The sequence below is a fragment of the Pseudomonas sp. BF-B-26 genome (genome assembly GCF_019956495.1).
Lineage (GTDB): Bacteria > Pseudomonadota > Gammaproteobacteria > Pseudomonadales > Pseudomonadaceae > Aquipseudomonas.
This window is the reverse complement of the sequence record NZ_JAHBDP010000064.1, coordinates 1-26,973: the sequence shown is the minus strand read 5'-3', so window position 1 is coordinate 26,973 and position 26,973 is coordinate 1. Positions and strand designations below refer to the sequence as shown.

Below are 26,973 nucleotides of genomic sequence, written 5' to 3'. Positions count from 1 at the left end.
AAAGGCCGGTTTAACCGCGACCGGCAAACGGCATGGCAGTGGCCATGACGGTCATGTTCAGGACGTTCGCCTCCAGTGGCAGACCGGCGATGTAGCGCACCGCATCGGCCACATGCTTGACGTCCACCATCGGCTCCACGGCGATGGTGCCGTTGGCCTGGCGCACGCCTTTGGTCATGCGCACCGACATTTCGGTCAGGGCGTTGCCGATGTCGATCTGGCTGCAGGCGATGTTGAATTCTCGCCCGTCCAGGGCCAGGGATTTGGTCAGCCCCAGCACCGCGTGTTTGCTGGCGGTGTAGGCGCTGCTGAAGGGGCGTGGGGTATGCGCCGAGATCGAACCATTGTTGATGATGCGTCCGCCCTGTGGCTGTTGCCGGCGCATCAGCCCGAAGGCACCACGGGCGCAGAGGAAAACGCCGTTGAGGTTGGTGTCGATCACGTTTCGCCACTGCTCGAATGTCAGCTCATCGAGCGGCACGGCGGGGGCGTTGACCCCTGCGTTGTTGAACACCACGTCGAGGCGTCCGTATACCTCGGTGATGGTGGCAAACAGCGCATCGACACTGGCCGGATCACGCACATCAGTGGGCACCGCCAACGCTTCGTGTCCTTCGCTGAGCGCTAAGTCGACCAATGCCTGCAATGGCTCTGGCCGACGTCCGGCGACTACGAGGGTGAATCCGTCGGCCATCAGAGCCAGGGCCACGGCGCGGCCGATTCCGCTACCGGCGCCGGTGACCAGGGCCACTTTCAAAGGACTGTTCATGTTGTTATCTCCTTTTTCAATTCACGAGAGCGTGTGCTGGGTTCAAGGTCGTGGACCGACGCGCATTTCCAGTTGGCCGATGCCGTCGATCCCGGCGTTGATGATGTCCCCTGGTTGCAGAACATCGACGCCTGCCGGGCTGCCGGTCATGATCAAGTCACCGGCCCGCAGCGCTACCGATTGCGAGATGCGGCTGATGATTTCACTGACCGACCAGATCTGGCTGTCGAGGCTGTCGCGCTGGCGCTCTTCGCCGTTGACGTTCAGCCACACATCGCCATCCGGGTGCCCGGCGCGAGTCACCGGCACGATGGCGGTCATCGGCGCGGCGCCGTCGAACACCTTGGCACCTTCCCACGGCAAACCATTGCTTTTGGCCGCGCGCTGGACATCACGACGGGTCAGATCAAGACCGGCGGCATAGCCCCAGACATAGGCCAGCGCCTGACTCTGCGGAATATTGGCGCCGCCTTCACCGATGGCCACGACCAATTCGATTTCGTGGACAAACTCTTCGGTCAACGGCGGGAAAGTCACTTCACCCGCCGCATCCACCACGTTGCTCGCCGGTTTCATGAAGAACACTGGCGGCTGGCGGGACTGGCCTTGGGTGTCTGGCCAAGGGTAGTTGCGGCCGACGCAAAATACCCGGCCAACGGGAAAACGCTGCTGGCTGCCGGCAACCGGCAAGGTCACGGGCAGATCCGGGGTAAACACGTACTCAGTCATTGTCATTTTTATGTCGTCCTGTTTGAAGCGTCAGCGTACGGCGGCAATCTTTTGCAAAGTTGGACGAAAGCCGCCTCGTGTTGGAGAAAAACGGTTTCTTGGCTCAGCGCGCCTTGAGTTCGATGCGATACAAGCGACCGAGCAGCAACGAATAGGACAAGGTCCCGATCAACGCCACGCCGCCAATGAACCAGAAGGCGTAGGCAAACGAGCCGGTGGCGTGGACGATGCCGCCAATCACGATCGGGGTGACGATCCCGCCGATGTTGGCGGCCAGGCTGGTGACTCCGCCGGTCAGGCCGATCAGTTCCTTGGGCGCGACTTCCGATACGGCCGCCCACGACGACGAAGCGATTCCCTGGGCGAAGAAGGCTATGGTCAGCACGGCAATGCAGATCACATTCGAGTCGGTGAAATTCACCAGCACAATCGACATGCCCAGCATCGATCCGACCACCAATGGCAACTTGCGAGCGAAGGACATTGAGTAACCACGGCGTATCAGCAAGTCGGAGACGATGCCGGCCAGCAGAATGCCGACCGTTGCACCCACGAACGGCAGCACCGCGAAGATCCCGGCCTTGATCATGGTCAGCTTGCGTTCTTCGATCAGGTACGTCGGGAACCAGGTCAGGAAGAAGTACAACGCCGAGGTGCTGGCGAACTTGCCGATGCAAATCGCCCAGATCTGCCGATAGCTGAACAGCTCGGCGATCTGCCGCCAGTTGAACCGGGTGCGTTCCTGACTGCTCTTGACCAGTCCGCCCCCGGCTTCGATGTACTTCAGCTCTTCCTGGCTGACGTTCTTGCAGTTCAGCGGATCGCGGTACACGTAGAGCCAGATCACACCGAACACAATGCCGAGTATTCCGGTGCTGTAGAACACATGGCGCCAGTCATAGGTCGTGGCCAGCCATAACAGCGCGCCGGTAAACAGAGCCGTGCCCAGATATTGGCCACACACGTAAATGCTGCTGGCCAGGCCCCGTTCGCGGGCCGGGAACCACACCGTGACCGCTCGGCTGTTGGCCGGAAACGCAGGAGCTTCCATGGCACCGACGGCCAGGCGCAGCCCGAACAGCGAAGCGAATCCTGTGGCAAAGCCCTGGCACACCGTGACCGTCGACCAACTGATCAGCGACACCCCGTAAGTGAACCGGGAACCGAAGCGATCGGCAATGAACCCGGCGGGGACCAAGGCGAGTGCGTAGGTCCAGGCAAACGCGGAAAAAATCAGGCCCATTTCGATCTTGTCCAGGCCCAGATCCTTGGCCATGAACGGTGCGGCAATCGAGATGTTGACGCGGTCGATGTAATTGATGATGGTCGCAATCAGCAGCAATGACAGCATGAACCAGCGCCGACGCGTCGGCAGTCGTTGAGGCAACAGGGCGTCCCGGGCGCCGGCGCTCACCGACGGCGCGGTGGACGGGGAGGTTTGCGAGTTCGACATGAATAGACCTTTTTATTGTTAGAAGAATCGAGATGTTCGCGCGCAGCCGAAGCCGTGCCCGCAGTGCCGGGGCAGAGCAATCGCTACTTGAATGAGAGGCGCGGACAGCCGCTGTCAGGCGCTCAGATACGCCTTCGGACTGGCTCGATCGGGGGAGGGTTGGCGAGGGGGAAAAACAGGTTCATCACGTGCGCACCTTTTGATTGTTTTTGGAAGGTTCGGGCTGCATTGGCTATCACAGTGGTCGTACAACATCTCAAAATCAACGGAGGCGTTAGATCGTTTTTTCTTCTGAAAAAGGCGATGAATGCAGCTGTCCAAGAAAAAACAAATCAGCGCATTTCCTTGTTTATGCTTCATTTGTTTAATAAGTTGTTGTTTTTAAACGATTAATTATCTTTGTGTGCAAGTAGCTTTTTTGGACAGGCGACACATCACACACGGATACAATTAATTCTCTGCATTTCGTTGTCATCCTATGACATGTTGAAGCCGACGGGGTCTGCCTTCACAATCACCGCAGTCGCTGCCGGCATTGCGGCGCGACGACAACCTGTCCATGTACCTGTCGAGGATCCTCAGGCGATGTTGTCACCGAGTCGAGTGCCCACTTACGTCATGCAGCAACGCAGCGAATTGACGGACTTTTACATCCGCGACAAAAAGGGTCGGAGCGCCGAAACCAGTCCGCATCGCCATGAGTATTTCCAAATCCAGGTCAACCTCGGTGGCGATACCGTGCAGCACATCGGTAATGTCGAACGTCCGTTTCCGCGTAATACGCTGGCCTTTATCCTGCCGCATCGCGTGCACGTGATTCCGCATCCGGCCGACAGCAATTTCATGGTGATCAATTTTTCCCAGACCTTCCTGCTACCGCACTTGCAGTGTGACCCGATGGATCTGGAGGAAGTCTCGATTCTCCTGGCGCCGGAGTTGTCGCCATTCCGCTTTCAGGAACATCTGGATTTCATTCTGGACGATGAGGACTTCCGCAAAGTCTGTGCCTTGATCGAACAGATGCGAGTCCTGGATGAGAACCGTCAGTTTGGCACCCGCGAGATGCTCAAGGGGTTGCTGCTGCAATTGGTGGGGAGCGTTTGTGCCTTGTATGCCGAGCCGCTCAAACGATTGGCCGAAGAGAATGCCGCCGAAGTCAGCCGCCGCGATGCGCTGAGCAGGATGTCCGAATACTTGCGCAAAAATATCGCCGACCCCGATCTCAACCTGATCAAGGTGGCTGCTGCGACCTACCTGTCACCGACGTATCTGACGCACTGGTTGCGCAAGGAAATCGGCAAGACCTTCACTGAACTGGTGCTCGAGCGCAGGATGCACGCGGCGCGCAATTACTTGCTCAATGGAACCCGGCCGGTGGGGGAGGTGGCGAGGTTGTGCGGTTTCGCTGACGAGGCTTATTTCTCCCGACGCTTTCGCCAGATACATGGCCAGCCACCTGGGCAATTCAGACGTCAGCAACTCAATCCCGATACGCCGCAATCACCGTCCAACACGTGATCGACAGCTGTAGGTGATGTGGCGGTAGAGACGAGGTCGATCCGGGCGGGAGCACCGGTTGAATCCACAGCCCATCGTTGACAGTGGCGACAGGAAGAAAAAGCAACCCCGGTCCGGACTACAGCTGCCGCCGTTTCGGTGCTAGTTGCCAGCTCTATTTTCCTGTTCCTTATACAGAACCATGCCGGCGTGATAGAGAACCCCATCACGGAACTCACCGTCGGCGGTGAACCCTGTGTCGTCTACATACTCGATGTGGTTTCCTTCTAGCCAGTAACGCCCTTGGTAGGCACTTTTCTTAGCGCCACGGGCCTCGTCATAGCGGCCACCGGCAAGCAGTTCATGACGTATGCGGCCATCCACAGTAACCCACATACCGACATAGCTGTTTTGATCGCTTGAGGAATGAGTCATATCGTTGCTCCTTGATTGGCTTATTCGCTGATCGCCTCGCATGGCGTTCGGAATGGCATCTAGTCGAATTGGAAAGCTGGGGCGCCAGGCAGCAAGACCAGCGCCGTAATTGCGCACTCCGTCAGAAAGGGCTCGCCGTGGGCCGAACGATCAGCTCGCTTACATCCACATCCGCAGGTTGTTCAATGGCATAGGCAATTGCTCTTGCTACGGCGTCGGCCGAAATCGCGATCTTGCGAAACTCTTTCATCTCTGCGCGACCGCCCTCATCAGAGATGCTCTCGGCTAGCTCGGACTCAGTAACACCAGGAGCGATGACGGTAACCCGAATATCGCCTCCAACCTCTTGACGAAGGCCTTCGGAAATGGCCCGGACAGCGTACTTGGTGGCGCAGTAAACGGCCGCAGTCGGACTCACTGCATAGGCACCAATAGAGGCAATATTGATGATCTGCCCAGCCCGTTGGCGCTGCATCAGCGGCAACGTGGCAGCGATACCGTGCAGGACTCCGCGAATGTTCACGTCAATCATACGGTCCCACTCATCCACCTTGAGTGCCTCAAGTTTGGAAAGAGGCATCACGCCAGCGTTATTCACCAGCACATCAACACGATCGAACCGGGTAACGGCGAAGTCGATGAAGTCCTGGACATCCTTTCGGTCTGTGACGTCCAGAGCACGGAATTCAGCCCTGCCGCAGGCGGCGTTGATATCGCCTGCAATCCTTTCCAGTCGGTCGGTACGACGAGCGCCAAGCACTACTTTCGCGCCTTGGCTAGCCAGCAGTCGCGCGGTAGCCTCACCGATACCGCTGCTTGCGCCGGTGATTGCGATGACTTTGTCTTTGATGTTCAACATGATCGGTTTCCTCTTCTGTTCGCCCAGGAAGCGGGTCTGGAAACAAGGTTAGGGACGGGCAACAAGTTTCTGTTAGTCGGATACTGCGTAACCTTTGCCCATTTCTGCGGCGGCGCTTTTGCACTGAGGCTTAGCTCACCCGTTCATAGGGCATCTGTTGTCGCGCAGCCTTCAGGGCTCTCGCCCACCAGTTCAGCTGTACCAGCATTCGAGCCATTGGAAGCCTGGCTTGATCAGGCTGACGTATACCCCCGGCCTCATCGATTAGCGCCCAAGGATTAGGGAAGGACACGAAATTGCAGATGGGTACCGCGTGCTGTCCGGCCAGTACCTGGCGAAGCTGATCAATTGCGCAACGTCCACCCGACGCCCCCCCGTAGCCGATGAATGCCACCGGTTTTGCCTGCCAGCGAATTGAAACCTGCTCAATGAAGCGACGAAGTCGTCGACCTGATCAGCGCACGAGCTGACGTGGCCATCCGCAGCGGACCGCTCAAAAGCTCCAATCTGGTGGCCAGGCGATTGGGCGAGACGAGAGGTCTTATCGTGGCATCGCCGGCCTACCTTGCAGCACGCGGCATACCCAAAACTCCAGCCGATCTTGTAGATCACAACTGTCTGGGGGGCACCTTCAGCCCACCGATGATGGAGTGGAGCTTCGTCGGCGCAAACGGCCAGCTAACACCGGTGTCCGTTACCGGCAACGCACGGGCCAGTGACGGCAATGGAATACGAGAACTTGCAATCCTCGGCCTGGGCCTCGCGCGCGTAGGGTTTTGCCAGGTCGAGCACGATCTGGCGGACGGCCGCCTTCTCCCGGTTTTAGAGGACTTCATGCCCATCGCAAAGACTGAAGTGCATGCGGTTTACGTAGGGCAAGGAGGAAAGTTGCCCACACGCGTCAGAGCCTTCATGGACTTTCTGGCGGCGAACCTCAAGATCCACTAATCGCGCAGGGGCGATACTCGATTAGAGCGAGCGCCTCGCAGAAACTGTAGGGCATGTCACGCTTGGCGGTAGGCGCTGGGCGTGACACCCACCTCGCGACGAAAAACCTGGGAGAAATGGCTGGGACTGGCATAACCAACTTCCAATCCGACATCAATAATGCTGCGATTGGTCTCAAGCAGTAGATGCCGGGCGCGACTCATGCGCAGGCGGATGAAATACTGCGATGGTGACAGTCCCGTGGCACGCTTAAACATCCGGCTGAAGTGATACTCGCTCAAATCGGCGATTTGAGCCAAATGCGCAAGGCGGAAGTCATCGGCCAGGTGCTCGTTCATCGCATCGATGACGCGGCGCAGCTTGTACGCTTGTAGTGCGTTGCTGCGCCGGGTAGTGGTGTGCGGATCGAGATAACGGCGTATCAGATGAACGGTCAGCGCCTGAGCCAGGCTGTGTATGAACAACAGGCTGGGATTACGCTCCTCGATCAGCTCGAAGCGCAGCTGATTAAGCATGAAATTTACCCGCTCATCCTGGGCACCGGAGATATCGAGGAAGTTCACCGCAACGGTGTGCTCGCCCAGAAGGTCACGGACAGCCTGGTCGATCAGTGGAAGGCCGAGATACAGATGCATCACTTCGAAGGTGTCGCACCCCATCGTCTGCCAACGCATCTCATAGGGCTCGCTTGTGTTGGTGAGAAAGAAGTCGCCAGCCTGCACATTGACGGCTTTCCATGCCCCATCGAGCGAGCGTTCCTCGACCCTGGCCGTTCCTGCCAGGACCAATACCAGCAGAGGCTCCACCACTGCGGGCACCAGTATCGGCTCGACGATACTGTGATGGCTGAACACCTGCACCATCACATCCTGCATCTGCGTGAGCAGCGGCAACACTTGCGGTGTTCCCGGCAGATGATGCGGCATCGATTCGGCTGTGATGCGCTGAGCATCGATCGGTGTCAGGTCTTCATGTTCAGGCTGGTGCACAGGAGGCTCCATCGAAACACCCTCAGATGGGGGCTGGCGTCAATAGAATACCGTAGCCTCGGCTTCCATCAGACGCTTTAACGTTGGCGCAAAACTCCGACAGCTTCGGCAAGCCTGCGAAAGCCCAACCCTCCCCATTGCGCGACAGTGAAGCCGTCGATAACGACAGCGCCTCACAGGCGCTGAGCCGCCGAATATCTCGTCGGCTTGCAAGGCAGGAGAGCACCATGACTGAGATCAATCACAGCATTCCCCACGAAGTCGAAGGCAAGGTCGCGCTGGTCACCGGCGCCGCCAGTGGCATCGGCAAGGCTATCGCATTGTTGCTGCACGCGCGTGGCGCCAAGGTCATTGCTGAAGACCGCAATCCTTGCGTGGAAGAACTCGCCCGCCCCGGGTTAGTGCCACTGGTGGCCGACATTACCGAAGACGGCGTCGCCGAGCGCGCAGTCGGTTTGGCCGTCGAGAAGTTCGGCCGGCTGGACATACTGGTCAACAACGCCGGGATCATCATCAATAAGTTAGTCATCGACATGACCCGCGCAGACTGGGAGCGCATCCAGGCGGTCAACGTAACCGCGGCCTTCCTGCATTGCCGCGAAGCGGTCAAGGCAATGATGCCCAACAAATCGGGAGCTATCGTCAACATAGCCTCTTACGCATCCTATTTCGCATTCCCAACGATTGCCGCTTACACCGCTTCCAAAGGGGCATTGGCTCAGTTGACCCGAACGCTGGCGCTCGAGGCGATTGAGCATGGCATTCGAGTCAATGCTATCGGCGTCGGCGACGTGGTGACCAACATCCTCAACGACGTGGTTGACGACGGCCCTGGCTTTTTGGCCCAGCACGGTGAAGCAGCCCCCATTGGTCGTGCCGCGCAGCCCGAGGAAATCGCCGAAGTTGTGGCATTTCTCGCCTCGGACCGCGCGAGCTTCATCGTCGGCTCCGTGGTCATGGCCGACGGCGGCATGACCGTCACCGCCGGTTGATCAACTGACCCGGCATTTAGCGTTTTGAGCGCCTTGCCAAAACTTTTTGCAAAGTAGTTGATCGGGCGCCTGAAATGTAAAGCCCGAAGGAGCGGGCTTTTTTAAGAAAGTTGATGGGTTATCGGTTAAATCGCTCGACCAATGAGTACTGGGTTTGAGCGGTCTGGGTTAATTCCTTGCTCAGCTCCGCCGAATGCCTGGCTTGTTCAGATGTTTGGTCCGCCAGATTAGCAATGGTCGTGATATTGCGGCTGATTTCCTCGGCCACGGCGGTTTGCTCTTCGGTCGCAGCGGCAATCTGGGTAGTCATGTCCGTGATGTTCGCCACGGCCTCACTGATACCGACTAATGCCTTGTCTGCCTCAAGCACCCACGCCACGCCTTCTTCGGCCTGTCGCTGTCCGTTTTCCATGGTTTTAACCGCGTTGCTGGATGAGACCTGCAACTTGGAAATCAGGTTATGGATTTGGATCGTGGACTGAGTCGTGCGCTGGGCCAGCTGACGCACTTCATCAGCGACGACCGCGAAGCCTCGACCCATGTCGCCCGCGCGCGCAGCTTCGATGGCTGCGTTCAGCGCGAGCAGGTTAGTCTGATCGGCAATGCCTTTGATGACATCCACCACCGTCCCGATTTCATGGCTGTCCTTGGCTAACTGCGCCACTGTCAGCCCTGTCTCGCCCACCACGACGGAGAGGCGCTGAATGGCTTCTCGAGTGTCTCGGGCCACCTCGCGTCCACGTCCGGTCAGCACATTGGCTTCTTGAGTGGCGTCGGCAGTACGCTGGACGTGGCTGGCGACTTCCTGGGTGGTGGCCGCCATTTGATTGACTGCGGCCGACACCTGCTCGGTCTCGACCCGTTGGCGGTCCAGTCCACGAGAGCTATCGGCGGCGAGGCCATCGGATCTCCCCGCCAGACTGGTCAGTTGCTCTGCCGTGTCTTGCAGCCGAGTGAGGCAGGTCTTGAGCCGAGACGCCTGACTGACAAATGCCGTTTCAAGGCGTGCCTGAGGACCGCGTTCATCGCTGTACATTTTGGCCAGCAACGAGTCGGAGGTTGAGGCCTCAGCCATTTCCAATAGATGCAGCGCCCCTCGGTTTTGTCTGCGGGACACAAGCAACCCGATGGGAATCGATACCCCGACGGCCAAAATGAAAGCCTCAGGCGCGCTGAGGAACATGCCGCCCAGCGTCCCCACCAATCCGATCGTCACAACAGGCAACCAGGCGAGTAGGGCGGGTTGCCATTGATCGCTGCCGGGGACGGCTGATTTTCCAAGAGTGATGCGTTTATAGAGAGCTTCGGCGCGGCGGATCTGCTCGGCCGTCGGCTTGACCCTGACCGATTCATAGCCAACGACCTCACGACCTTCGAAAATCGGCGTGACGTAGGCGTTGACCCAGTAGTGGTCGCCGTTTTTGGAGCGGTTCTTGACGATGCCCATCCACGGCTTGCCTTGCTTCAGCGCGCCCCACATATGGGCAAAGATGGCGGAGGGTACGTCGGGGTGACGAACGATGTTTTGAGGTGCGCCGATCAGGTCGGACTTGTTGAAACCGCTGATATCAACAAAGGCGTCATTGCAGTACGTGATGACGCCTCGTGCATCCGTTGTCGAGATGAGTTTTTGTTGAGGTCCAAGGGCAACCTCGCGCTGCGTAACCGGTTGGTTGTTTCTCATCTGTATTGCTCCTATGCCCTAATCTAGAGGCATCGGCAGCAATGAGTGAAAGATTAAGAAGTAATTCCCAAAGGACAGGTTGTACGTCGGAAAAGAAGATGTGGGGCCTTAAAGTCTACTTCCGGCGGTCAATTTATCGATTGGATGAGGGATCTCTTCTTGAAGGCCAGAGACCCTACGCACTGATGCATGTCGAAATCAGACTCGCACGTGGCGCGCTCAGGCTACTTGCGTGGATGAGTGGGCGCGTAAGGTGGCGTGTCATTTCATGTCAGTGTGCAGTTGCGTTGACTGATGGGGAATGCTCCAAAACGCTGAGGTTCGCCGCTTTCGATAAGGGGCAACAGGAAGAAATGATGATCGCCTGACCCTCAGTCAGCACGCGCTAACGTCGATCACCAGAGAACAAAAAAAAACAATGAATAGCCTGAACTCCAAAGATTCGAACGGTCAGTTGGCACAGGGTTTCAAGCCGCGACACGTCACCATGCTTTCCATCGCGGGGATTATCGGCGCAGGCTTGTTTGTCGGATCGGGACATGCCATCGCTGCTGCCGGTCCGGCGGTATTGCTGGCTTATCTGTGCTCCGGCCTGTTGGTCGTATTGGTCATGCGCATGCTGGGCGAAATGGCAGTGGCCAACCCGGACACCGGTTCTTTCTCAACCTATGCCGATCAGGCGATCGGGCGTTGGGCCGGCTTCACCATCGGCTGGCTCTACTGGTGGTTCTGGGTGTTGGTGATTCCGATCGAAGCGCTCGCGGCCGGGCATGTCATGAATCAATGGTTCCCGCAGATCGATACCTGGTTGTTTGCCTTGCTGTCGATCATCCTGTTGGTCGTGACCAACCTGTTCAGCGTGTCCAAATACGGCGAGTTCGAATTCTGGTTTGCGATGGCCAAGGTCGTGGCGATCATCGGCTTTATCGGTCTTGGTTTTGCGGTGTTGATGGGTTGGATTCCCGAGCGGGAAGCCAGCGGGTTGAGTCGACTCATGGAGGAACATGGCGGGTTTGCGCCCAATGGCTTGTCAGCGGTCGTAGGTGCTTTCATCACCATCATGTTCAGCTTCATCGGTACAGAAGCGGTAACCATTGCTGCCGCCGAATCCAGCAATCCTGCGCAGAACATTGCCAAAGCCACACGTTCGGTGATCTGGCGCATTGGGGTGTTCTACCTGCTGTCCATTTTCGTGGTCATTTCCGTGGTGCCCTGGAATGATCCATTGCTGGCGTCGGTGGGCTCGTACCAGCGAGCGCTGGAACTGATGAACATTCCCCACGCCAAGTTACTGGTGGATGTGGTGGTATTGATTGCCGTGGCCAGTTGCATGAACTCCTCGATCTATATTTCCTCGCGCATGCTGTTCTCGCTGGGCAAGCGCGGTGATGCACCGGAGCCGCTGAAGGTGACGTCGTCGGCGGGCGTGCCGAGAGCTGCGGTGATCGCCAGCACCATACTGGGTGCCGGCGTGACTTTGTTCAGCTATTTCATGCCTGCCGGACTGTTCCAGTTTCTGCTCGCCAGCTCCGGCGCCATTGCGTTGCTGGTGTACCTGGTTATCGCCGTGTCGCAATTGCGCATGCGCAGGATTCTGCGTCGGCAGAACGTCACGTTAACCTTCAAGATGTGGCTGTTTCCCTGGCTCACCTGGTTGGTCATCGTGTTCATCTGCGCTGCGTTGGCGGTGATGATGGTGACCCCCGAGCACCGTATGGAGGTTTCTTCGACCATCGGCCTGGCGCTGGTGATTTCCTTTATCGGCCTTGTGACTACGCGTCACCATGGTCAGCCGCAGCGGGCGGTGTCGGCGGAAAGTGCATAGCAGCCATCCAGCGTAAACCTGCTGGCGACCTCATCAGTGCTCGAGCAGTGGCGAGGCGGCAAAAGCCGCCTGCGCCACGGGCCACTACCGTCACTGCGAGAATAATCTTCGATGGCATACGACACTTCCAAGGCCGCTCCTCCCCAAACTATCGGTTTCTTGCTGCTGGACCAATTCACGTTGATCTCGCTGGCGTCTGCAGTAGAGCCTCTACGAATGGCCAATCAGTTGACCGGTCAAGAGCTCTATCGTTGGCATACCTTGAGTTTGGGGGGAGAGCAGGTCTGGGCAAGCGACGGCATGCCGATCACTCCGGACACCTCGATCATTCACGCACCGATGCTTGATACCGTGATCGTCTGCGGTGGCATTGGCATTCAAAGCGCTGTGACCCGGGAGCACGTAACCTGGTTGCGAGCCCTGGCGCGACGTTCGACGCGGATCGGCGGCGTGTGCACTGGCAGTTGGGCCTTGGCCAAGGCGGGCCTGCTCGATGGCTTTGATTGCAGTGTGCACTGGGAATTTCTGGCCGCCATGCAGGAAGCTTTCCCGCTAGTGAACCTCAGCTCCAGTTTATTCACCCTCGACCGAGATCGCTTCACCAGCTCTGGTGGAACCGCGCCAATGGACATGATGCTGCACCTGATCAGTCGCGATCATGGTCATGAACTATCAGCGGCTATCTCCGAAATGTTCGTCTACGAGCGAATCCGCAACGAGCAGGATCACCAACGAGTGCCCCTCAAGCACATGCTCGGTACCCATCAACCAAAGTTGCAGGAAGTCGTCGCCTTGATGGAGGCCAATCTGGAAGAACCGATTGATCTGGACGAGCTGGCAAATTATGTCGGCTTGTCACGTCGACAGCTTGAGCGGTTGTTTCAGAAATACCTACATTCCTCGCCTTCGCGGTATTACCTCAAACTGCGCCTGATTCGCGCACGTCAGTTGCTCAAGCAAACGCCGATCTCCATCGTAGAGTTGTCGGTGGTGTGTGGCTTTGTGTCCACGCCCCATTTTTCCAAGTGCTATCGCGAGTGTTTCGGCATTCCACCCAGCGACGAGCGCCTGGTGGCGGAATCGCAACCGCTAGTGACAGCAAGAACGATTGCGCAGGCATTGCCATTGGCAAGGCCGATGAGCTTGCTGGATCAGGCACGTGATGAGTCAACCTTCGCAAGTATCAAGATTTTGAAATCCTGAACAATACGGGGTGATCTTTTCGACTTCGGGACCGCCGATTCAGCGTGGCGCGACTGTATTTGGCAACTCCTTCAAAAGCTCTTTCATATCGATCATCCATTAAAAAAACCACCCCTTAGCCCCAGATAACATGATTTTTCACACGCTCAAGCCTTCCCTATAGTCATCGCAAGCCCAATCGGAACACATCTGTGTTTCATCGATGCGAGATAGATTTATGGATGACAAGACAAAACCCGGCCATAGCCAGGGTGCTGGTTTGGGGACGCGAGTGGTTTGGGGAGGGGAGCAAGTTAAGCATCCCTACAACGCTACCCAAACTCCCATCGTAGTCAGTGCCGCCTACGGTTACCAAGACATCGATGAATGGTATGACGTGGCATTGGGTAAAGAACCAGGCTTCATTTACAGCCGCATGAGCAACCCTACGGTCTCTGTCCTGGAAGACAAACTCTGCGAGCTTGAAAACGCAGAGTCGGCTGTCGCGTTCAGTACCGGGATGGCCGCAATCAGTGGAGTGCTGCATACCTTCCTGTCCTGTGGTCAGCGTGTGGTTTCTACCCGCGACAGTTACGGCGGCACAAACAAAATCTTCGAAGAGTTTCTCCCTCGCATGGGAGTCGAGGTCACGCTTTGCGATACCCTCGACACCGAATCTATCGAGTATGAGATCGCAAAAGGCTGCAATGTCCTTTACCTGGAAACCCCGACGAACCCAACATTGAAGATTCTGGATATTCGACGCCTGGTGACGGCGGCGAAGCGCGTTGGGGCTTTGGTCATAGCAGACAATACGTTCGCGACGCCTCTAAATCAGAATCCCCTTGCCCTTGGGGTTGATGTGGTAGTTCACAGCGCTACCAAGTTTCTGTCCGGTCATGGCGATGTGCTTGGCGGTATGGTCTGCGGCAGCGAGCATCTTATGTCTCAAGTTCGCCACTACCGCGAAATCAATGGGGCCTCGCTGGATCCGTTCTCGGCTTATCTCATCATCCGGGGCATCAAGACTCTGGCTTTGCGTCTTCGTCAGCAGCAGGTGAGCGCACAAGCACTGGCCGAGTATCTCTGCACCGAGCCGCTGGTTGAATCTGTGAACTATCCGGGACTGCCTCAACATCGAGGTCATCTCATTGCTCGCTCGCAGATGCGTGGATTTGGCGCAATTGTCAGCTTCGTGCTGGTAGGGGGCATGGACACAGTGACTCGTTTGCTACCGCTGCTTAAGTATGCCCATCGTGCGGGCAACCTGGGAGCGGTTGAAACCATCTACGGGCCGGCACGGACGACAAGCCATGTGGAAAACACCTTGGAGGAGCGCGAGGCACTTGGGATTTCTGAGGGCTTGGTCAGGGTCTCTGTAGGTATTGAAGATACGGCCGACTTGCTGGCTGATCTTAAACAAGCATTTGAGTGGGTTCGTAATAAACAATTTCATTCAAGCCTTCACGCTGGAAACACCGAGCGTTTCACCGAGGTGGGAAGCTGAACTCGGCAATACGTCCGTTCATGAAGAGTGAAAACAATAACAACTAGCGACAAATTAATTGTGCTGCTTAGTAGTCGGTAACGAGAAATTTTGTCCGAACATTTCATGAGAATATAACTATGACTATCCAAGCAAAAAACGATCAGTCCGATCCAGGGTTAAACTTCAAGAAAGAAATGCAAACCCGTCACATTGTTATGTTGGCGTTGGGCGGTGTTATCGGTACGGGATTATTCCTTACTTCCGGTTACACCGTTAATCAGGCAGGGCCACTCGGTGCGGTAATTGCCTACATCATCGGCGCGGTGATGGTGTATCTGGTAATGGTCTGTCTCGGTGAGTTGGCGGTACAGATGCCAGAAACCGGATCTTTCAGTACTTATGCAACTCGATACTTGGGCCCAGGTACGGGTTATACGGTGGCCTGGCTGTACTGGCTCACTTGGGCAGTCGCTATTGGCTCTGAATTTACGGCCGCGGGTATCTTGATGGTTCGGTGGTTCCCCGATACGCCGGTATGGATTTGGAGCGCTTTTTTTGCCATTGCAGTCTTTGTAAGCAACGTTGTATCTGTTCGTCTATTTGCGGAGACTGAATTCTGGCTTTCGCTCATTAAAGTTTTGACCGTTATCACTTTTATCGTCATTGGTGGTGGGGCTATTTGCGGCCTCTTCCAAGTACAGCATTTGCAGGGCGCCGGACTCTCCAACTTTACCCGCGAAGGGCTTTTCCCTACAGGTTTCTTACCCATTGCGATGACACTTCTAGCTGTCTCCTTCGCATTTTCCGGGACTGAGCTTATCGGGATTGCGGCAGGTGAAGCGCAGGATCCTCAGACAAGCGTTCCCAAGGCGATCCGCACCACAGTAGTACGTTTGGCGCTGTTCTTCGTAGGTACCATTTTTGTCCTTGCGACCTTGCTGCCCCGCGAACAGGCCGGCGTCATCGAAAGTCCATTCGTGATGGTGTTCGAGCTGATTGGTATCCCGTACTCAGCTGACATCATGAACTTTGTCATTCTTACCGCGCTGATTTCTGCGGCTAACTCAGGGTTGTATGCGGCTTCGCGTATGCTTTGGACATTAAGTGATCAAGGGCACATGCCTAAGCGTTTCGCCAGGCTATCGCGCCAGGGTACGCCGGTTAATGCGATCGTCTTGAGTATGGCCGGTGCTGTCGCGTCTCTTCTGAGCAGTGTGCTTGCACCGAATACGGTTTACCTGGCCCTGGTGTCGATTTCTGGACTTGCAGTGGTGGTCGTGTGGATGAGCATCGCTGCGAGTCAGATAGCCTTCCGCCGACAATACGTCGCCAATGGCGGGCGAGTTGAGGATCTGCATTTCCGTGTACGCGGCTACCCTTGGGTTCCAATTGGTGCGCTGTTGTGCTGCTTGCTGGCTTGTGTCGGTATTGCCTTTGATCCAGAACAGCGTGTAGCACTTTACTTCGGCCTTCCGTTTATCGCGTGGTGCTACTTCGTTTATTGGATCACTCGCAAGAAGCGAGAAGAACGGTTGGCATTGGCGGCAGCTGTCCATCATTCCGCTGGCGCAGCTTGATTGGCTCAGGCAATGATTGAGCTCCGATAAGTTTCGATAAGGTTGCGCCGATGAATCAGAAATCACTACCACCCTTGAATTGGCTGAGGGCATTCGAAGTGTCGGCGCGGTATTTGAATTTCACCCATGCAGCGGAGGAGTTGCACCTGACTCAAGGTGCGGTCAGCCAACAGATCCGTCAGTTGGAGGGGCATCTCGGTGTGGCGCTTTTCAAGCGCCTGCCCCGAGGGCTTGGCTTGAGCGAAGAAGGGCAGTCGTACTTGCCAGTGGTACAGGACGCAATCAGTCGTCTGGCGGTGGGGACCAACGAGATCTTTGGTCAGCGTAATCGAAGGCATGTGAAGGTGCGTGGCAGCCTTTCCTTCCTTCACTATTGGTTGGCCCCTCGGCTCGAAGATTTTTGTCGAGAGTATCCCCACATCGACATCCGATACATCAGCAACATTTGGGTGAAGGAACCGGACGGAGAGGATGACCTGGAAATTCGCTGGGGATGCGGTGAGTGGTCGGGATTGCACTCTCAGCGATTAACGTGGGACATCCTCCAACCCGTTTGCTCGCCAGAGCTTATGGCCAACTCACCGATACGTGAGCCTCGCGATTTGATGAACCATTCTTTGCTTCATGTGTTGGGGTACGAGGAAGGTTGGGGTTACTGGTTGAAGCGGGTTGGAGCAAACGAAGTCGATTATTCCCGTGGTCTTCAGTTCGACACACTGATTTCCACAATTCGCATGGCAGAACTAGGTCAGGGTGTTGCCTTGGCGCGGTCTTCCGTAGTGGAAGATTTGCTCAAGAGTGGGCACCTGATTGCTCCGTTCAATCACCGAATCGAAGCCAGCGAGTCTTTTTATCTAGTGCGTGAGCAGGCCGAGCAGCTCTCGCCTGATGCCGCGACTTTTTCTACTTGGTTGGTGGCTCAAGCTCACCGCCTTTTGTAATTCTGATGTGGGGTCTTCATGCATTACGTAAGCACACGCGGCGGTGACGTGCGGGCGGATTTTCGCAGTGTAGTTCTGTCGGGGCTTGCTGAAGATGGTGGTCTCTATGTCCCGGCAAGTTTGCCTGTCTTCACTGAGAAGCAAATTACCAGTTGGTCGTGGTTACCATTCGATGAGCTGGTCTGGCGAGTGGTCTCACCCTACGTTGGCTCTTCCATGGACGAAAGCACGCTGCGGGCCTTGCTGAGCGACAGCTATCGAAACTTCAACCACCGTGCTATTACGCCGCTTGAGCAGATTGGCCATAACGAGTGGATACTCCAGCTGTTTCATGGCCCGACCCATTCGTCCAAAGATTTCGCTGCGCAACTGCAATCGCGCTTGGTGGAGCATTTCTTGGGTGAGGTCGGTGGAGAGGCGCTGATCGTCGGCGCGACCAATGGCGATACCGGGCTGGCTGCGCTTGAGGCGTTTGCTAACTGCCCGGGCACTCGGATGGCAATACTGTATCCACACAATGGGCTACCGGCTGAGCAACTCTCTGTCCTGCAGGCGGCAGACCCAGAGCGGGTTCAGCTTTTTCCAGTCGACGGTAATTTCGACGACTGCCAGACGTTGGTTTCTCGGCTCTTCCGGGCCTGGCCGTTAGAGGGGGTAATACCGATCTGTTTCAACTCCACGAACTGGGTCGGCGTCCTCGCGCAGATCGTTTTTTATTTCCATGCTGCCTTGCAACTGGGGGGCGGAACACGTCCTGTAGGCTTCAGCGTTCCAGCAGCCAGCTCTGCTGAGATCTATGCCGGCTACATTGCTCAGAAAATGGGATTACCCATCAACCAGGTGATCATTTCTACAAACAGCAATGACGCACTTCACCAGTTCATTCACCGCAATCGCTACTCGACCCGAGTGAGCAACCGAACGCTGTCTCCAGCGATGGATTTCTCCCTGTTTTCCAATTTGGAGCGGTTCATTTGGGAGCTGTATGGGCACGATGGGAGCTCAACGAAGGCGTTAATGGAGCACTTTGAGGAGTGCGGCGAGTTAAGCATTGGCAACCAGCAGTGGCTGCGAGCCCGAGTTCTGTTCGATTCCTATGCCGTAGACGAATCACAGGTTCGCGACGAAGTCGTCAAGTTGTTCCGTGAGACCGGGTCTGCAATCGATCCACATACTGCTGTAGGTGTGCTGGCTGGCCGAATTCATCGACGCAGTCTGGGGGCTCCAATGGTGACCTTTGGGCAAATTGCTCCGGCCAAATCTGCGGCTCTGTTGTCCGAGTTAGGTGTCTGGCAGGAAGAGGTGCCAACAATTCCTGACATCTTTGCTCAGCCACCGTACTTGGCTAAAGGCGATCTAGACGGTCTATGCCAGGCCCTCTTGTTGGCGCAGCAGAGGCACGTATGAAGCGCATTCTGGACCCGCTGGACGAGCGCATACTTGCCGAACTTACAGCGAATGCTCGTATCGCCCATGTTGAGTTGGGCGCCAAGGTCAACTTGTCTCGCAATGCTGTGCGCCAGCGCATTGAGCGTCTTGAACGAGACGGCGCCATCCAGGGTTATACGGTACGTCTCGGTGATTCCCGACGGCCTTCTTCGCTGATCAGTGCAGTGATCTTTGTCTACCGCTACGACCGCATGCGTGGAGAAGATGTACTTGCCGCGCTGCGCTCGCTCCCCGAGGTGGTGCAGTGTGAAGTCTTGAGTGGAGAGTTTGATTTGATGCTTCGAGTCAATGCAGCCTCCCCGGAACGTGTCCATCTCGTTTGGAAGGAAATCTCTGCGATGCCAGGGGTTGAAAACACCGTCACCTCATTCGTCCTTTCTGCAGTGTTTTGAGCACAAAGAAAGACGCTTTCTGCCCCCGTACACACCTTGTCTTGCTGTACGGGCAAAACGGCCAACAAATACAGCACTCTGCCATATTCAACTGCCAAAGCTCGGCTCTTAGGATGTTCCTATCGAACAACATCAATAAAGGAACAGCTTTATGACTGAGTACAAAATTGCCTTGGTAGGGTTTGGTGGCGTGAATCGTGGCTTCGCCCAATTAGTCGCCGATCGTAATGCCAAGTGGAAGGAGTCCCTGGGCTTCACTATCAAAATTGTCGGTGTCACCGATCTGTTCCTCGGCTCCATCGTTGCTAAAGATGGCCTGGATGCAAAGCAGTTGGTCGCGCTGCCCGTTGAAAAAGGTGCATTCGCTCAACTGCCTGGCGGCAATGCTGAGGCTTTCAACGAAACCGTGATCAAGCATTCCGGTGCAGACATCATCGCTGAGGCCACCTTCACCAACCCTGTCGATGGTGAGCCCGCTACTACGTTCTGCCGCTGGGCACTGGAAAGCGGCATCCATGTGGTGACCACCAACAAGGGGCCGATTGCGTTACACGGCGCTGAGCTTAAGGATTTGGCGCGTCGTAATGGTGTTGCCTTCGAATACGAAGGTTCGGTTATGAGTGGTACGCCAGTGATTCGCCTGGCAAGACAGGCTCTGGCAGGTGCAGAGGTTCAAGGCTTTGAAGGCATCCTGAACGGGACTTCCAATTACGTGCTGACCCGCATGAAGGACGGCCTGACTTTTAACGACGCCGTCACAGAGGCCCAACAGCTCGGCTATGCCGAGGCAGACCCAACTGCTGATGTGGAGGGTTTTGACGTTCGTCTCAAGGTGGTGATCCTCGCCAACGAACTGCTCAATGCTCGATTGAGCGTCAGTGACGTGGCTTGCTCAGGGATTAGCAGCATCAGTCCAGGGGACATCGCTCAAGCAAGTGCCAACGGTGCAAGTTGGAAGCTGATCGGTTCTGCAAATCGCGAAGTTGATGGCTCGGTTCGAGCGAGTGTGGAAGCTCGACTGCTGCCGAATTCGCATCCTCTTGCAGGCGTTTCCGGCGCCACGAATGCGGTGTCGTTCAACACCGAACTTCTGGGGGCTGTCACGGTGTCCGGGCCTGGGGCAGGGCGTATCGAGACTGCCTTTGCGTTGCTGTCGGACATCGTCGCTATCCATACCACCCACGGCAAGTAGTAGGAGAGTCGTCATGAGCGTATCCAGCATGGCCAGCATCCAGCTTGTTGATGCCAAACAGATTGATGTGTTCAGTCCATTCGATGGTCGCCTGGTGGGAAGCGTGCCTTGCCTCGATGCAGCCGCAGTTCCTGGCTTGCTGGAGCGTGCGCGAATCGGCGTGCGTGAGAGCGCGGCAATGCCCCGTCACCTGCGCACACGCATCCTTGAGGAAGCGGCTCGACGTGTAGAGTACGAGGCAGAGGCATTCGCCAGACTCATTGTTGCAGAGGCAGGAAAAACGCTGCGGCAAGCAGAGAAGGAAGTGAAGCGTTGTGTGAACACGCTGAAGCTGTCTGCGGAAGAGGCTCGTCGTAACGCCGGGGAAGTGATTCCATTCGAGGCCTATGAAGGCTCCGAATCGCGCCAAGGATGGTTCACTCGTGAGCCGCTGGGGCTTATCGTCGCGATCACCCCCTACAACGATCCGCTGAACCTGGTCGCCCATAAACTGGGCCCGGCTATCGCCGGTGGCAATGCTGTGATCCTGAAACCCTCAGAGCTCGCGCCGTTGTCGGCTCTCAAGCTGGTCGAGTGCCTGGTGGAAGCGGGCCTGCCTCCGTCCGTGGTAACCCCGGCGACCGGAGGCGTCGATCTGGGTAAAGCATTGGTGGAGCTGCGAGAAGTGCGGATGATTTCCTTCACGGGTGGTTTTGCCACTGGTGAGTCCATTGCTCGAAGTGCAGGCTTGAAGAAACTTGCGATGGATCTGGGGGGGAATGCACCGGTTCTAGTGCTCGATGACTGTGATCTTGAACCGACTGTTGAGTCTTGTGTATCGGGTGCCTTCTGGGCAGCAGGACAGAACTGCATCGGCACGCAGCGCATCCTCGTCCATAGTTCAATCTATGAAGATTTCCGTGAGCGTTTTGTCAGCCAAGCACGTGCATTGGTACTTGGCGATCCTGATCAGCGAGCAACGGATGTTGGCCCGATGATTACGGAGCAGGCGGCTCGTCGCACCGAACAATTGGTGAATGAAGCGCTGGCTGAGGGTGCTCTTCTCCTGTGCGGGCACCATCGCGACGTAGGAAGCTATGCGCCAACCGTGCTCGAGCGCGTAAACCATAACAGTCGAATATGGCAGCAAGAGGCCTTCGCGCCAGTGGTCATCCTGGAGTCTTTTGAGCGTCTGGATGATGCTATTGCTCTGGCCAATGCTCCAGAGTACAGCTTGCATGCGGGACTCTTCACTCGCGATCTTTCCAAGGCATTGAAATTGGCTCGCCTCATTGAAGCCGGTGGTGTGATGATCAATGATTCGTCCGATTACCGTTTTGATGCCATGCCTTTCGGTGGATTCAAATACGGAAGTTTGGGGCGAGAAGGGGTTCGATTCGCCTATGAAGACATGACACAACCCAAAGTGGTCTGCATCAACGAAATGGGATGAGCTCTTCGCTTGATCAGGTGGGCTGGATGAGATTCGGTGCAGTCGACCGAATACCGCCGCAATACCTGTCATCACGCGTCAATCGACCAGCACCGATGGATGCAGAACATCGGTGCTGGCCTCGGCACTACTTGACCTCCTCAACCTCATAATTCACGTAGCCAAACTCGTTGCCGCGGGCCGCCACGTATTTGCCGTTTTGCTCGAACACCGTGGCCTCGAAGGGCGTGCCGCCGAGTGTTGTCAGCAGGTGCCCGTCCTTGATTTCATACTTGGCCGGCACGCCAAACTGGCCGCCATGCAGCATGTTCAGGTATTCCCCTTGCGCAGGCGACCTGTCGTCGACGCTGGTGACCAGACGTTGGCCGTCGGTGCCATAGACGATCTCAAACGGCTGGCCGATGCCGGTCGTTGCCATCGCGCCAGCCACGAGATCGCGATCCGCTGAACAATCTCCGGGGTAATTTCGATGCGTTGAGGGTCTTGATTGACGGTTGAGCGGGTGCAAACCGCCATACAGCACAAAGAGTGCAAAACCGGCGATTAAAAAGTGCAGTAACGGCTGGCGAAGGTATCGCTTGATTAACGAAAGTCGAGATTCTTTCGCTTCGGCGACGGTTAAGTTCATGACTTATTGCCCCACGCTATACTCGAATAGTTTTCGAAGCAGAGTGGAGTATTGCTGCTGGTCCGGAACTTTCCACCGAGGTTAATCACGATAGGCACTAAGTATTAGTCGCAATCGGATTAACCCATTCCACAAGGCTGTTCAGATCGTCACCGCTCCAGGGAGATCACACATTGAGCTCCATCTGCATCGGCGCCATCGTTTTCGCCTGCCTGTTCGCTGCCGCGCTGATAGGGATGCTGTTGCGCATGCGATTACCGATTCATCACCTGGATGCCGAGTCCAAAGAAGTCATCCGCCTGGCAACGGCCGTCGTGGGGACGCTGTCCGCGCTGGCGCTTGGGCTGCTGATTGCGTCTGCAAAAAACGTCTATGACAGTTATGAGATTGAAGTGCGGACATCGGCAGCACGCATCGTCCTGCTCGACAGGGTCATGGACCAGTATGGTCCAGAGACAGCGCAAGCTCGAACCCGCCTGCGTCAGTTGATTGAAACCCGATTAAACCGGGGCTGGGGCCATTCGCCCGCCGGGTCGACGGTGGTCGATTCTATTGACGAGTCTGCGGGTATCGAACCGATTCAGGTTGTGCTCCGGGCGCTCACGCCCGCCAATGAACCGCAACGCATGCTGCAGGCCCGCGCACTGGAAGTCAGCACTCAGTTGGCGGAAGCCCATTGGATTCTGGTCGAGAGCAATACGGAGGGACTGCCTACGGCGTTTCTTGTCATCCTGACGTGCTGGCTGGCCTGGCTATTTGCGACGTTCGGTCTTCAGGCGCCGGCAAATCCTACGGTTATAGGCGTCATGCTTATCTGCTCCTTGTCGGTTGCCGCTGCGGTGTTTCTGGTGGTCGATATGGCTCATCCTTACATTGGTGTCATCCATGTTTCGGATGCCCCATTGCGAACTGCGCTCATGCATATCGGTAAGTAACCCTGGCTACAGCGTCCTTGAGTATCGACAGGTGCTAAAAAAGCGCCCGGCGAATAACCGGGCGGTGTTTCCTGTTGGTGCGTACATTCCGTTTGGGTCGAGGCGTTATCCCTTGTCCGCCTTGCCGGCGGCCGCCGCAAATTTCGCCAGATGCACATCCAGTCGACGAGGAGGTCGGTTGTGGTCTTCGGCCTGCTCCTTGCGGCGAATGGCATTACGCACCATCAATGAACCCAGGTAGCGGACCGGCTCCGGTGGGAAATGACCAAGCGGACCTTGCAGTAGCGGCGAGCGTGTCCAAGGGTTATCCAGGCCCAGCACCAGCGACGACAGGATCTGTCCGCCCATATGGCACGGACCGACGCCGCTGCCGGAATAGCCGAAACCATAGAAGATGTTGCCGCCTGCGCCCATGCGGCCGAAGAAAGGCACCCCGGTGACTGAGCGATCGGAAGGGCCATTCCAGGTGGCGGCGATACCGACATCGGCAAAATCCGGAAAGAACTCCGTCAACGTGTTGCGCAGCAGCCCTGCGTAGGGTGATGGCTGGTCGAATACCGGCAGGATGCGCCCGCCGTAGGCGAAGGTGTTGCCCCCTTTGCCGAGCATGATTCGACCGTCCGGGGTGTTGTGGTAGTAGTGCACGAATATTCGGGAGTCGAGTACGGTGACTCCGCTGGTCAAGCCGATCCGCTTGAGCAAATCAGGTCGTGGCTCGGTGATGATCATGTCACTGGAGACGATGGCCACCGAACGCGAGAACTGTGGAAAGGCACGGGCCATCCAGGCGTTCATCGCCAGCACGACCCGGTTGCAGGTCACTGTCCCTTTGGGCGTATTGACGATGGCCGGCATTCCCTCTTCCAGACCGGTCATCGGCGTGCCCTCGAAAATACGCACGCCCAGTTCCAGCGCAACTCGGCGCAGCCCACGGACCAGTTTGCCCGGTTGCACACTGGCCGCCGCCGGCGAGAACCAGCCCTCGATGTGCCGTGTCGAGCCGGCCATGCGTTGCACGTCTGGCAGCGCACATTTGGAGAAAGAGTTAATGCCATGGCGCTCCAGTGCCGCGATCACCCCGTCGGTCGAGCCGACCTGGGCGCGGTTGGTCGCCGTGTAGAGCGTGCCGTCGAGACGGTAGTCGGCATCCACCGCGTACTTTTCGCAAAAGGTGCCGATGGCGTAGATGCTCTGCTCCGATTCCTTGACCAGGCGTATCGCCTCCTGGACGCCGAACAAGCGCTCAAGGGTGAAGTACTTGGCCGACCAGGACAGCGCGCAGCCACCATTGCGCCCACTGGCACCGGCACCGCAGATGTCGGATTCGACGATGACCACATCCAGCTCGGGATTCTGCTCCTTGAGCATGATGGCGGTCCATAAACCGGTATAGCCACCGCCGACGATGCAGACGTCGGCGCGGGTGTTCTGTTGCAGCGCAGGGCAGGGCGTAGCGGGTTGATTTTTCAGGGCCTGGTCCAGCCAGTAGGGGCGCATGGGGTCTTCTCCGTTGGATCGGTTAGAGGCAGGGTTCAGGACATAATTAGCCGCACGCGGCGACTACGATCATTTCCACGCGCCAGCCTGGGTCGATCAGCTGAGCCAGCGTGCAAGCGCGTGTGGGCGCATGGCCTTCAGGGAAAAACTCATCCCAGACCCTGTTCAGCCCCTCATAGTCCTCGCGATGGGCGAGCAGGATGCGCACCGACAGCACCCGCTCGCGGCTGCTGCCGGCGCTGAGCAAAAGCTGCTCGATACCGGCGAGCACTTCGCGGGTCTGCGCCCCGATATCACCACTGAGGTCCGAGGCGACCTGGCCACCGATGTAGAGATGGTTGTCGTACCGGACCATGTCCGAACGGCGTTTTGCCACAGCGAAACGTTCAATTTCCATAAAGCATTCCTGATGGGTACGAGGGGCGGCACTTGTGAAAATCATGCTTGCAGTTCATCATCCATAAATAAAATCGATTTATCGTATGGCAAGATAAGTTGAACCTATAGCGAGGTGCGCCGATGACGATTTCCCATACCCAACTCAAGGCGTTTCACGCCGTTGCAATGAATGGCAGCTTCACCCGGGCGGCCGAGCAACTCTGCCTGTCACAACCCGCGGTATCCGATCAGGTGCGCAAGCTCGAGGATTATTACGGGGTGATGGTGTTCTACCGCGACAAGCGCCTGGTGCGCCTGACGGAAGTGGGCGAGCGGTTGTTCGGCCTGACTCAGCGCCTGTTCGATATCAGTATCGATGCCCACGACATGCTGACGGACTACCGCACCCTGTCGACGGGAACCCTGAACCTTGCCGTGGATGCGCCGGTGCACGTCTTGCCCTATGTCTCACGCTTCTGCAGCCGTTACCCCGGCGTTGAAGTGAAGATCGAAACCGCCAATACCGACGAGGTCCTGCAGCGGTTGTTCAGCCACCAGGCCGACATCGCCTTGCTGGGGCGCAACATCGAGGACGATCGCCTGATGACGCTGCACCTGCGCAGCGATCCAATGCTCGCCTTCGTCGCCCATGACCATCCCTGGGCGCAACGGGATTCCATCTGCCTTGCCGACCTGGACAACACACCCATGGTCTTGCGCGAGCAAGGTTCGGTCACACGGTTATCGCTGGAGGAGGAGATGGCGGCGGCGGGGTTGCACATTCGCAAGGCTATCGAAGTGGAAGGGCGTGAAGCGGCACGCGAGGCCGTGGCGATTGGTATGGGCGTCGGGGTCGTCTCGGCAGCCGAGCTGGGCTCGGACTCCCGGGTTCGCGGCTTGCCGATCGTTGACTGTCAGCGGCACTTCACCGAGACATTGGTCTGTCTGCGGGCACAGAGTTCGCGACGTATCCTGACGACCTTTTTTGACATGGTACGAGAAGGGTTGGGCGGGTGAGATTCATCGTTCGATCGTGGCCGATAGCTGCCTGCCAGGAAGGGCAGATATTGGCCCAGGCCTGGTCAAAGGCAGTAATTATTGGCCGTTGTTGATGTGGTGCCTGACAGATCGCCATCGCGAGCCTGCTCGCGATGAGGCCCGCACTGCCAATACAAAAACCCCAGGCAGTAAAAAGCCCCACCAGGCGCAATGCCGGGCGGGGCTTCGATGACTCAGGAACGGCGGCTTACGCGACGTTCATGGTCTTGTGCGTATCAATCAAATGCTGCACCACACCCGGATCCGCCAGGGTGGAGATATCCCCCAACCCATCGTATTCGGCCGTGGCAATCTTGCGCAGAATCCGGCGCATGATCTTGCCCGAACGAGTCTTCGTCAGCCCCGGCGCCCACTGGATGACATCCGGCGAAGCAATCGGGCCGATCTCCTTGCGCACCCAGTTTTTCAGCTCCAGGCGCAACTGCTCGCTCGGCTCTTCGCCAGCGATCAGGGTGACATAGACATAAATGCCCTGCCCTTTGATGTCGTGCGGCACACCGACCACGGCCGCTTCGGCGACTTTCGGGTGGGCGACCATCGCGCTTTCAATCTCGGCGGTGCCCATGCGGTGGCCGGAGACGTTGAGCACGTCATCCACGCGACCGGTAATCCAGTAGTAACCGTCTTCGTCACGACGCGCAC

General features: G+C 57.0%; 24 protein-coding genes and 4 pseudogenes. 14 read left to right on the top strand and 14 right to left on the bottom strand.

What is annotated here, in order from left to right:
* Window positions 1-10: 10 nt before the first annotated feature.
* The 3 genes from KGB03_RS10605 to KGB03_RS10595 all read right to left on the bottom strand — a co-directional run bounded on the left by KGB03_RS10605 (window position 11) and on the right by KGB03_RS10595 (window position 2,951).
* Window positions 11-769 carry an SDR family oxidoreductase gene (locus tag KGB03_RS10605; RefSeq protein ID WP_218537066.1) on the bottom strand — a complete coding sequence of 253 codons (759 nt, stop codon included), beginning with the start codon at window positions 767-769 and terminating at the stop codon, window positions 11-13.
* A gap of 42 nt (window positions 770-811) precedes the next feature.
* Window positions 812-1,504, bottom strand: coding sequence for a fumarylacetoacetate hydrolase family protein (locus tag KGB03_RS10600; RefSeq protein WP_192408156.1), 693 nt, complete (start codon window positions 1,502-1,504; stop codon window positions 812-814).
* Between the two features lie 97 nt (window positions 1,505-1,601).
* Entirely contained in the window at window positions 1,602-2,951 is a 1,350-nt protein-coding gene (locus KGB03_RS10595) for an MFS transporter (protein WP_218537065.1), read from the bottom strand.
* Between the two features lie 585 nt (window positions 2,952-3,536).
* Between KGB03_RS10595 and KGB03_RS10590 the strand changes: the two genes are divergently transcribed.
* Entirely contained in the window at window positions 3,537-4,469 is a 933-nt protein-coding gene (locus KGB03_RS10590) for a helix-turn-helix transcriptional regulator (RefSeq protein WP_218537064.1), read from the top strand.
* Between the two features lie 141 nt (window positions 4,470-4,610).
* Here the strand turns inward: KGB03_RS10590 and KGB03_RS10585 are convergent, their stop codons facing one another.
* The 3 genes from KGB03_RS10585 to KGB03_RS31320 all read right to left on the bottom strand — a co-directional run bounded on the left by KGB03_RS10585 (window position 4,611) and on the right by KGB03_RS31320 (window position 6,136).
* Complete coding sequence (locus KGB03_RS10585) at window positions 4,611-4,883, bottom strand: Atu4866 domain-containing protein (RefSeq protein ID WP_223527040.1); 273 nt, start codon at window positions 4,881-4,883, stop codon at window positions 4,611-4,613.
* Window positions 4,884-5,004: 121 nt separating this feature from the next.
* On the bottom strand, window positions 5,005-5,742 hold the full coding sequence (locus KGB03_RS10580) for an SDR family oxidoreductase (RefSeq protein ID WP_192408164.1): 738 nt from the start codon (window positions 5,740-5,742) through the stop codon (window positions 5,005-5,007).
* Window positions 5,743-5,872: 130 nt separating this feature from the next.
* Window positions 5,873-6,136, bottom strand: a complete 264-nt coding sequence (locus tag KGB03_RS31320; protein WP_411740173.1) for an NADPH-dependent FMN reductase — start codon at window positions 6,134-6,136, stop codon at window positions 5,873-5,875.
* Window positions 6,137-6,174: 38 nt separating this feature from the next.
* On the opposite strand from KGB03_RS31320, the pseudogene KGB03_RS10570 reads away from it, so the two are divergent.
* Window positions 6,175-6,690, top strand: a pseudogene (locus KGB03_RS10570) (LysR substrate-binding domain-containing protein); the annotation flags it as partial.
* Window positions 6,691-6,746: 56 nt separating this feature from the next.
* Here KGB03_RS10570 and KGB03_RS10565 read toward each other — a convergent pair.
* Window positions 6,747-7,691 carry a helix-turn-helix domain-containing protein gene (locus KGB03_RS10565; RefSeq protein ID WP_223527039.1) on the bottom strand — a complete coding sequence of 315 codons (945 nt, stop codon included), beginning with the start codon at window positions 7,689-7,691 and terminating at the stop codon, window positions 6,747-6,749.
* 215 nt (window positions 7,692-7,906) lie between these two features.
* Here KGB03_RS10565 and KGB03_RS10560 point away from each other — a divergent pair, with 215 nt between their 5' ends.
* Window positions 7,907-8,671: an SDR family NAD(P)-dependent oxidoreductase gene (locus KGB03_RS10560; RefSeq protein WP_223527038.1), complete on the top strand. Its 765-nt coding sequence runs from the start codon at window positions 7,907-7,909 to the stop codon at window positions 8,669-8,671.
* A 118-nt stretch (window positions 8,672-8,789) separates the two neighbouring features.
* Here the strand turns inward: KGB03_RS10560 and KGB03_RS10555 are convergent, their stop codons facing one another.
* Window positions 8,790-9,854, bottom strand: coding sequence for a methyl-accepting chemotaxis protein (locus tag KGB03_RS10555; protein WP_411740189.1), 1,065 nt, complete (start codon window positions 9,852-9,854; stop codon window positions 8,790-8,792).
* Between the two features lie 234 nt (window positions 9,855-10,088).
* Window positions 10,089-10,355: pseudogene (locus tag KGB03_RS31315) on the bottom strand (PAS domain-containing protein); the annotation flags it as partial.
* Window positions 10,356-10,773: 418 nt separating this feature from the next.
* On the opposite strand from KGB03_RS31315, the gene gabP reads away from it, so the two are divergent.
* The 9 genes from gabP to KGB03_RS10510 all read left to right on the top strand — a co-directional run bounded on the left by gabP (window position 10,774) and on the right by KGB03_RS10510 (window position 21,834).
* Window positions 10,774-12,180, top strand: coding sequence for a GABA permease (gabP, locus tag KGB03_RS10550; protein WP_111449627.1), 1,407 nt, complete (start codon window positions 10,774-10,776; stop codon window positions 12,178-12,180).
* A 111-nt stretch (window positions 12,181-12,291) separates the two neighbouring features.
* Entirely contained in the window at window positions 12,292-13,383 is a 1,092-nt protein-coding gene (locus KGB03_RS10545) for a GlxA family transcriptional regulator (RefSeq protein WP_223527037.1), read from the top strand.
* A 217-nt stretch (window positions 13,384-13,600) separates the two neighbouring features.
* A complete protein-coding gene (locus KGB03_RS10540; RefSeq protein WP_223527036.1) occupies window positions 13,601-14,869 on the top strand; it encodes a cystathionine gamma-synthase family protein in 1,269 nt (422 codons plus the stop codon).
* A gap of 119 nt (window positions 14,870-14,988) precedes the next feature.
* On the top strand, window positions 14,989-16,428 hold the full coding sequence (locus tag KGB03_RS10535; protein ID WP_111449610.1) for an amino acid permease: 1,440 nt from the start codon (window positions 14,989-14,991) through the stop codon (window positions 16,426-16,428).
* A 50-nt stretch (window positions 16,429-16,478) separates the two neighbouring features.
* The gene (locus KGB03_RS10530) at window positions 16,479-17,369 is read left to right on the top strand and encodes a LysR substrate-binding domain-containing protein (protein ID WP_223527035.1); all 891 of its coding nucleotides are present in this window, start codon (window positions 16,479-16,481) and stop codon (window positions 17,367-17,369) included.
* An 18-nt stretch (window positions 17,370-17,387) separates the two neighbouring features.
* Window positions 17,388-18,776, top strand: a complete 1,389-nt coding sequence (gene thrC / locus KGB03_RS10525; protein ID WP_223527034.1) for a threonine synthase — start codon at window positions 17,388-17,390, stop codon at window positions 18,774-18,776.
* Complete coding sequence (locus tag KGB03_RS10520) at window positions 18,773-19,210, top strand: Lrp/AsnC family transcriptional regulator (RefSeq protein WP_223527033.1); 438 nt, start codon at window positions 18,773-18,775, stop codon at window positions 19,208-19,210. Before thrC ends, KGB03_RS10520 begins: the two co-directional genes overlap by 4 nt.
* A 151-nt stretch (window positions 19,211-19,361) precedes the next feature.
* Window positions 19,362-20,402 carry a homoserine dehydrogenase gene (locus tag KGB03_RS10515; protein ID WP_223527032.1) on the top strand — a complete coding sequence of 347 codons (1,041 nt, stop codon included), beginning with the start codon at window positions 19,362-19,364 and terminating at the stop codon, window positions 20,400-20,402.
* 13 nt (window positions 20,403-20,415) lie between these two features.
* Window positions 20,416-21,834, top strand: a complete 1,419-nt coding sequence (locus tag KGB03_RS10510) for an aldehyde dehydrogenase family protein (RefSeq protein WP_223527031.1) — start codon at window positions 20,416-20,418, stop codon at window positions 21,832-21,834.
* Between the two features lie 127 nt (window positions 21,835-21,961).
* Here the strand turns inward: KGB03_RS10510 and KGB03_RS10505 are convergent.
* A pseudogene (locus KGB03_RS10505) lies at window positions 21,962-22,243 on the bottom strand (hypothetical protein); the annotation flags it as partial.
* A pseudogene (locus KGB03_RS31175) lies at window positions 22,219-22,462 on the bottom strand (peptidyl-prolyl cis-trans isomerase); the annotation flags it as partial. The pseudogenes KGB03_RS10505 and KGB03_RS31175, both read right to left, overlap by 25 nt.
* A gap of 173 nt (window positions 22,463-22,635) precedes the next feature.
* On the opposite strand from KGB03_RS31175, the gene KGB03_RS10500 reads away from it, so the two are divergent.
* The gene (locus KGB03_RS10500) at window positions 22,636-23,397 is read left to right on the top strand and encodes a DUF4239 domain-containing protein (protein WP_223527030.1); all 762 of its coding nucleotides are present in this window, start codon (window positions 22,636-22,638) and stop codon (window positions 23,395-23,397) included.
* Between the two features lie 105 nt (window positions 23,398-23,502).
* On the opposite strand, the gene KGB03_RS10495 is transcribed toward KGB03_RS10500, so the two are convergent.
* Window positions 23,503-24,894 carry an FAD-dependent oxidoreductase gene (locus tag KGB03_RS10495; RefSeq protein ID WP_223527029.1) on the bottom strand — a complete coding sequence of 464 codons (1,392 nt, stop codon included), beginning with the start codon at window positions 24,892-24,894 and terminating at the stop codon, window positions 23,503-23,505.
* A gap of 46 nt (window positions 24,895-24,940) precedes the next feature.
* The gene (locus KGB03_RS10490; protein WP_008154095.1) at window positions 24,941-25,291 is read right to left on the bottom strand and encodes a RidA family protein; all 351 of its coding nucleotides are present in this window, start codon (window positions 25,289-25,291) and stop codon (window positions 24,941-24,943) included.
* A gap of 122 nt (window positions 25,292-25,413) precedes the next feature.
* On the opposite strand from KGB03_RS10490, the gene KGB03_RS10485 reads away from it, so the two are divergent.
* Window positions 25,414-26,289, top strand: a complete 876-nt coding sequence (locus KGB03_RS10485; protein ID WP_223527028.1) for a LysR substrate-binding domain-containing protein — start codon at window positions 25,414-25,416, stop codon at window positions 26,287-26,289.
* Window positions 26,290-26,518: 229 nt separating this feature from the next.
* Here the strand turns inward: KGB03_RS10485 and KGB03_RS10480 are convergent.
* Window positions 26,519-26,973 (bottom strand): AMP-binding enzyme (locus KGB03_RS10480; protein ID WP_411740167.1); only part of this gene is annotated, 455 nt, incomplete at its 5' end.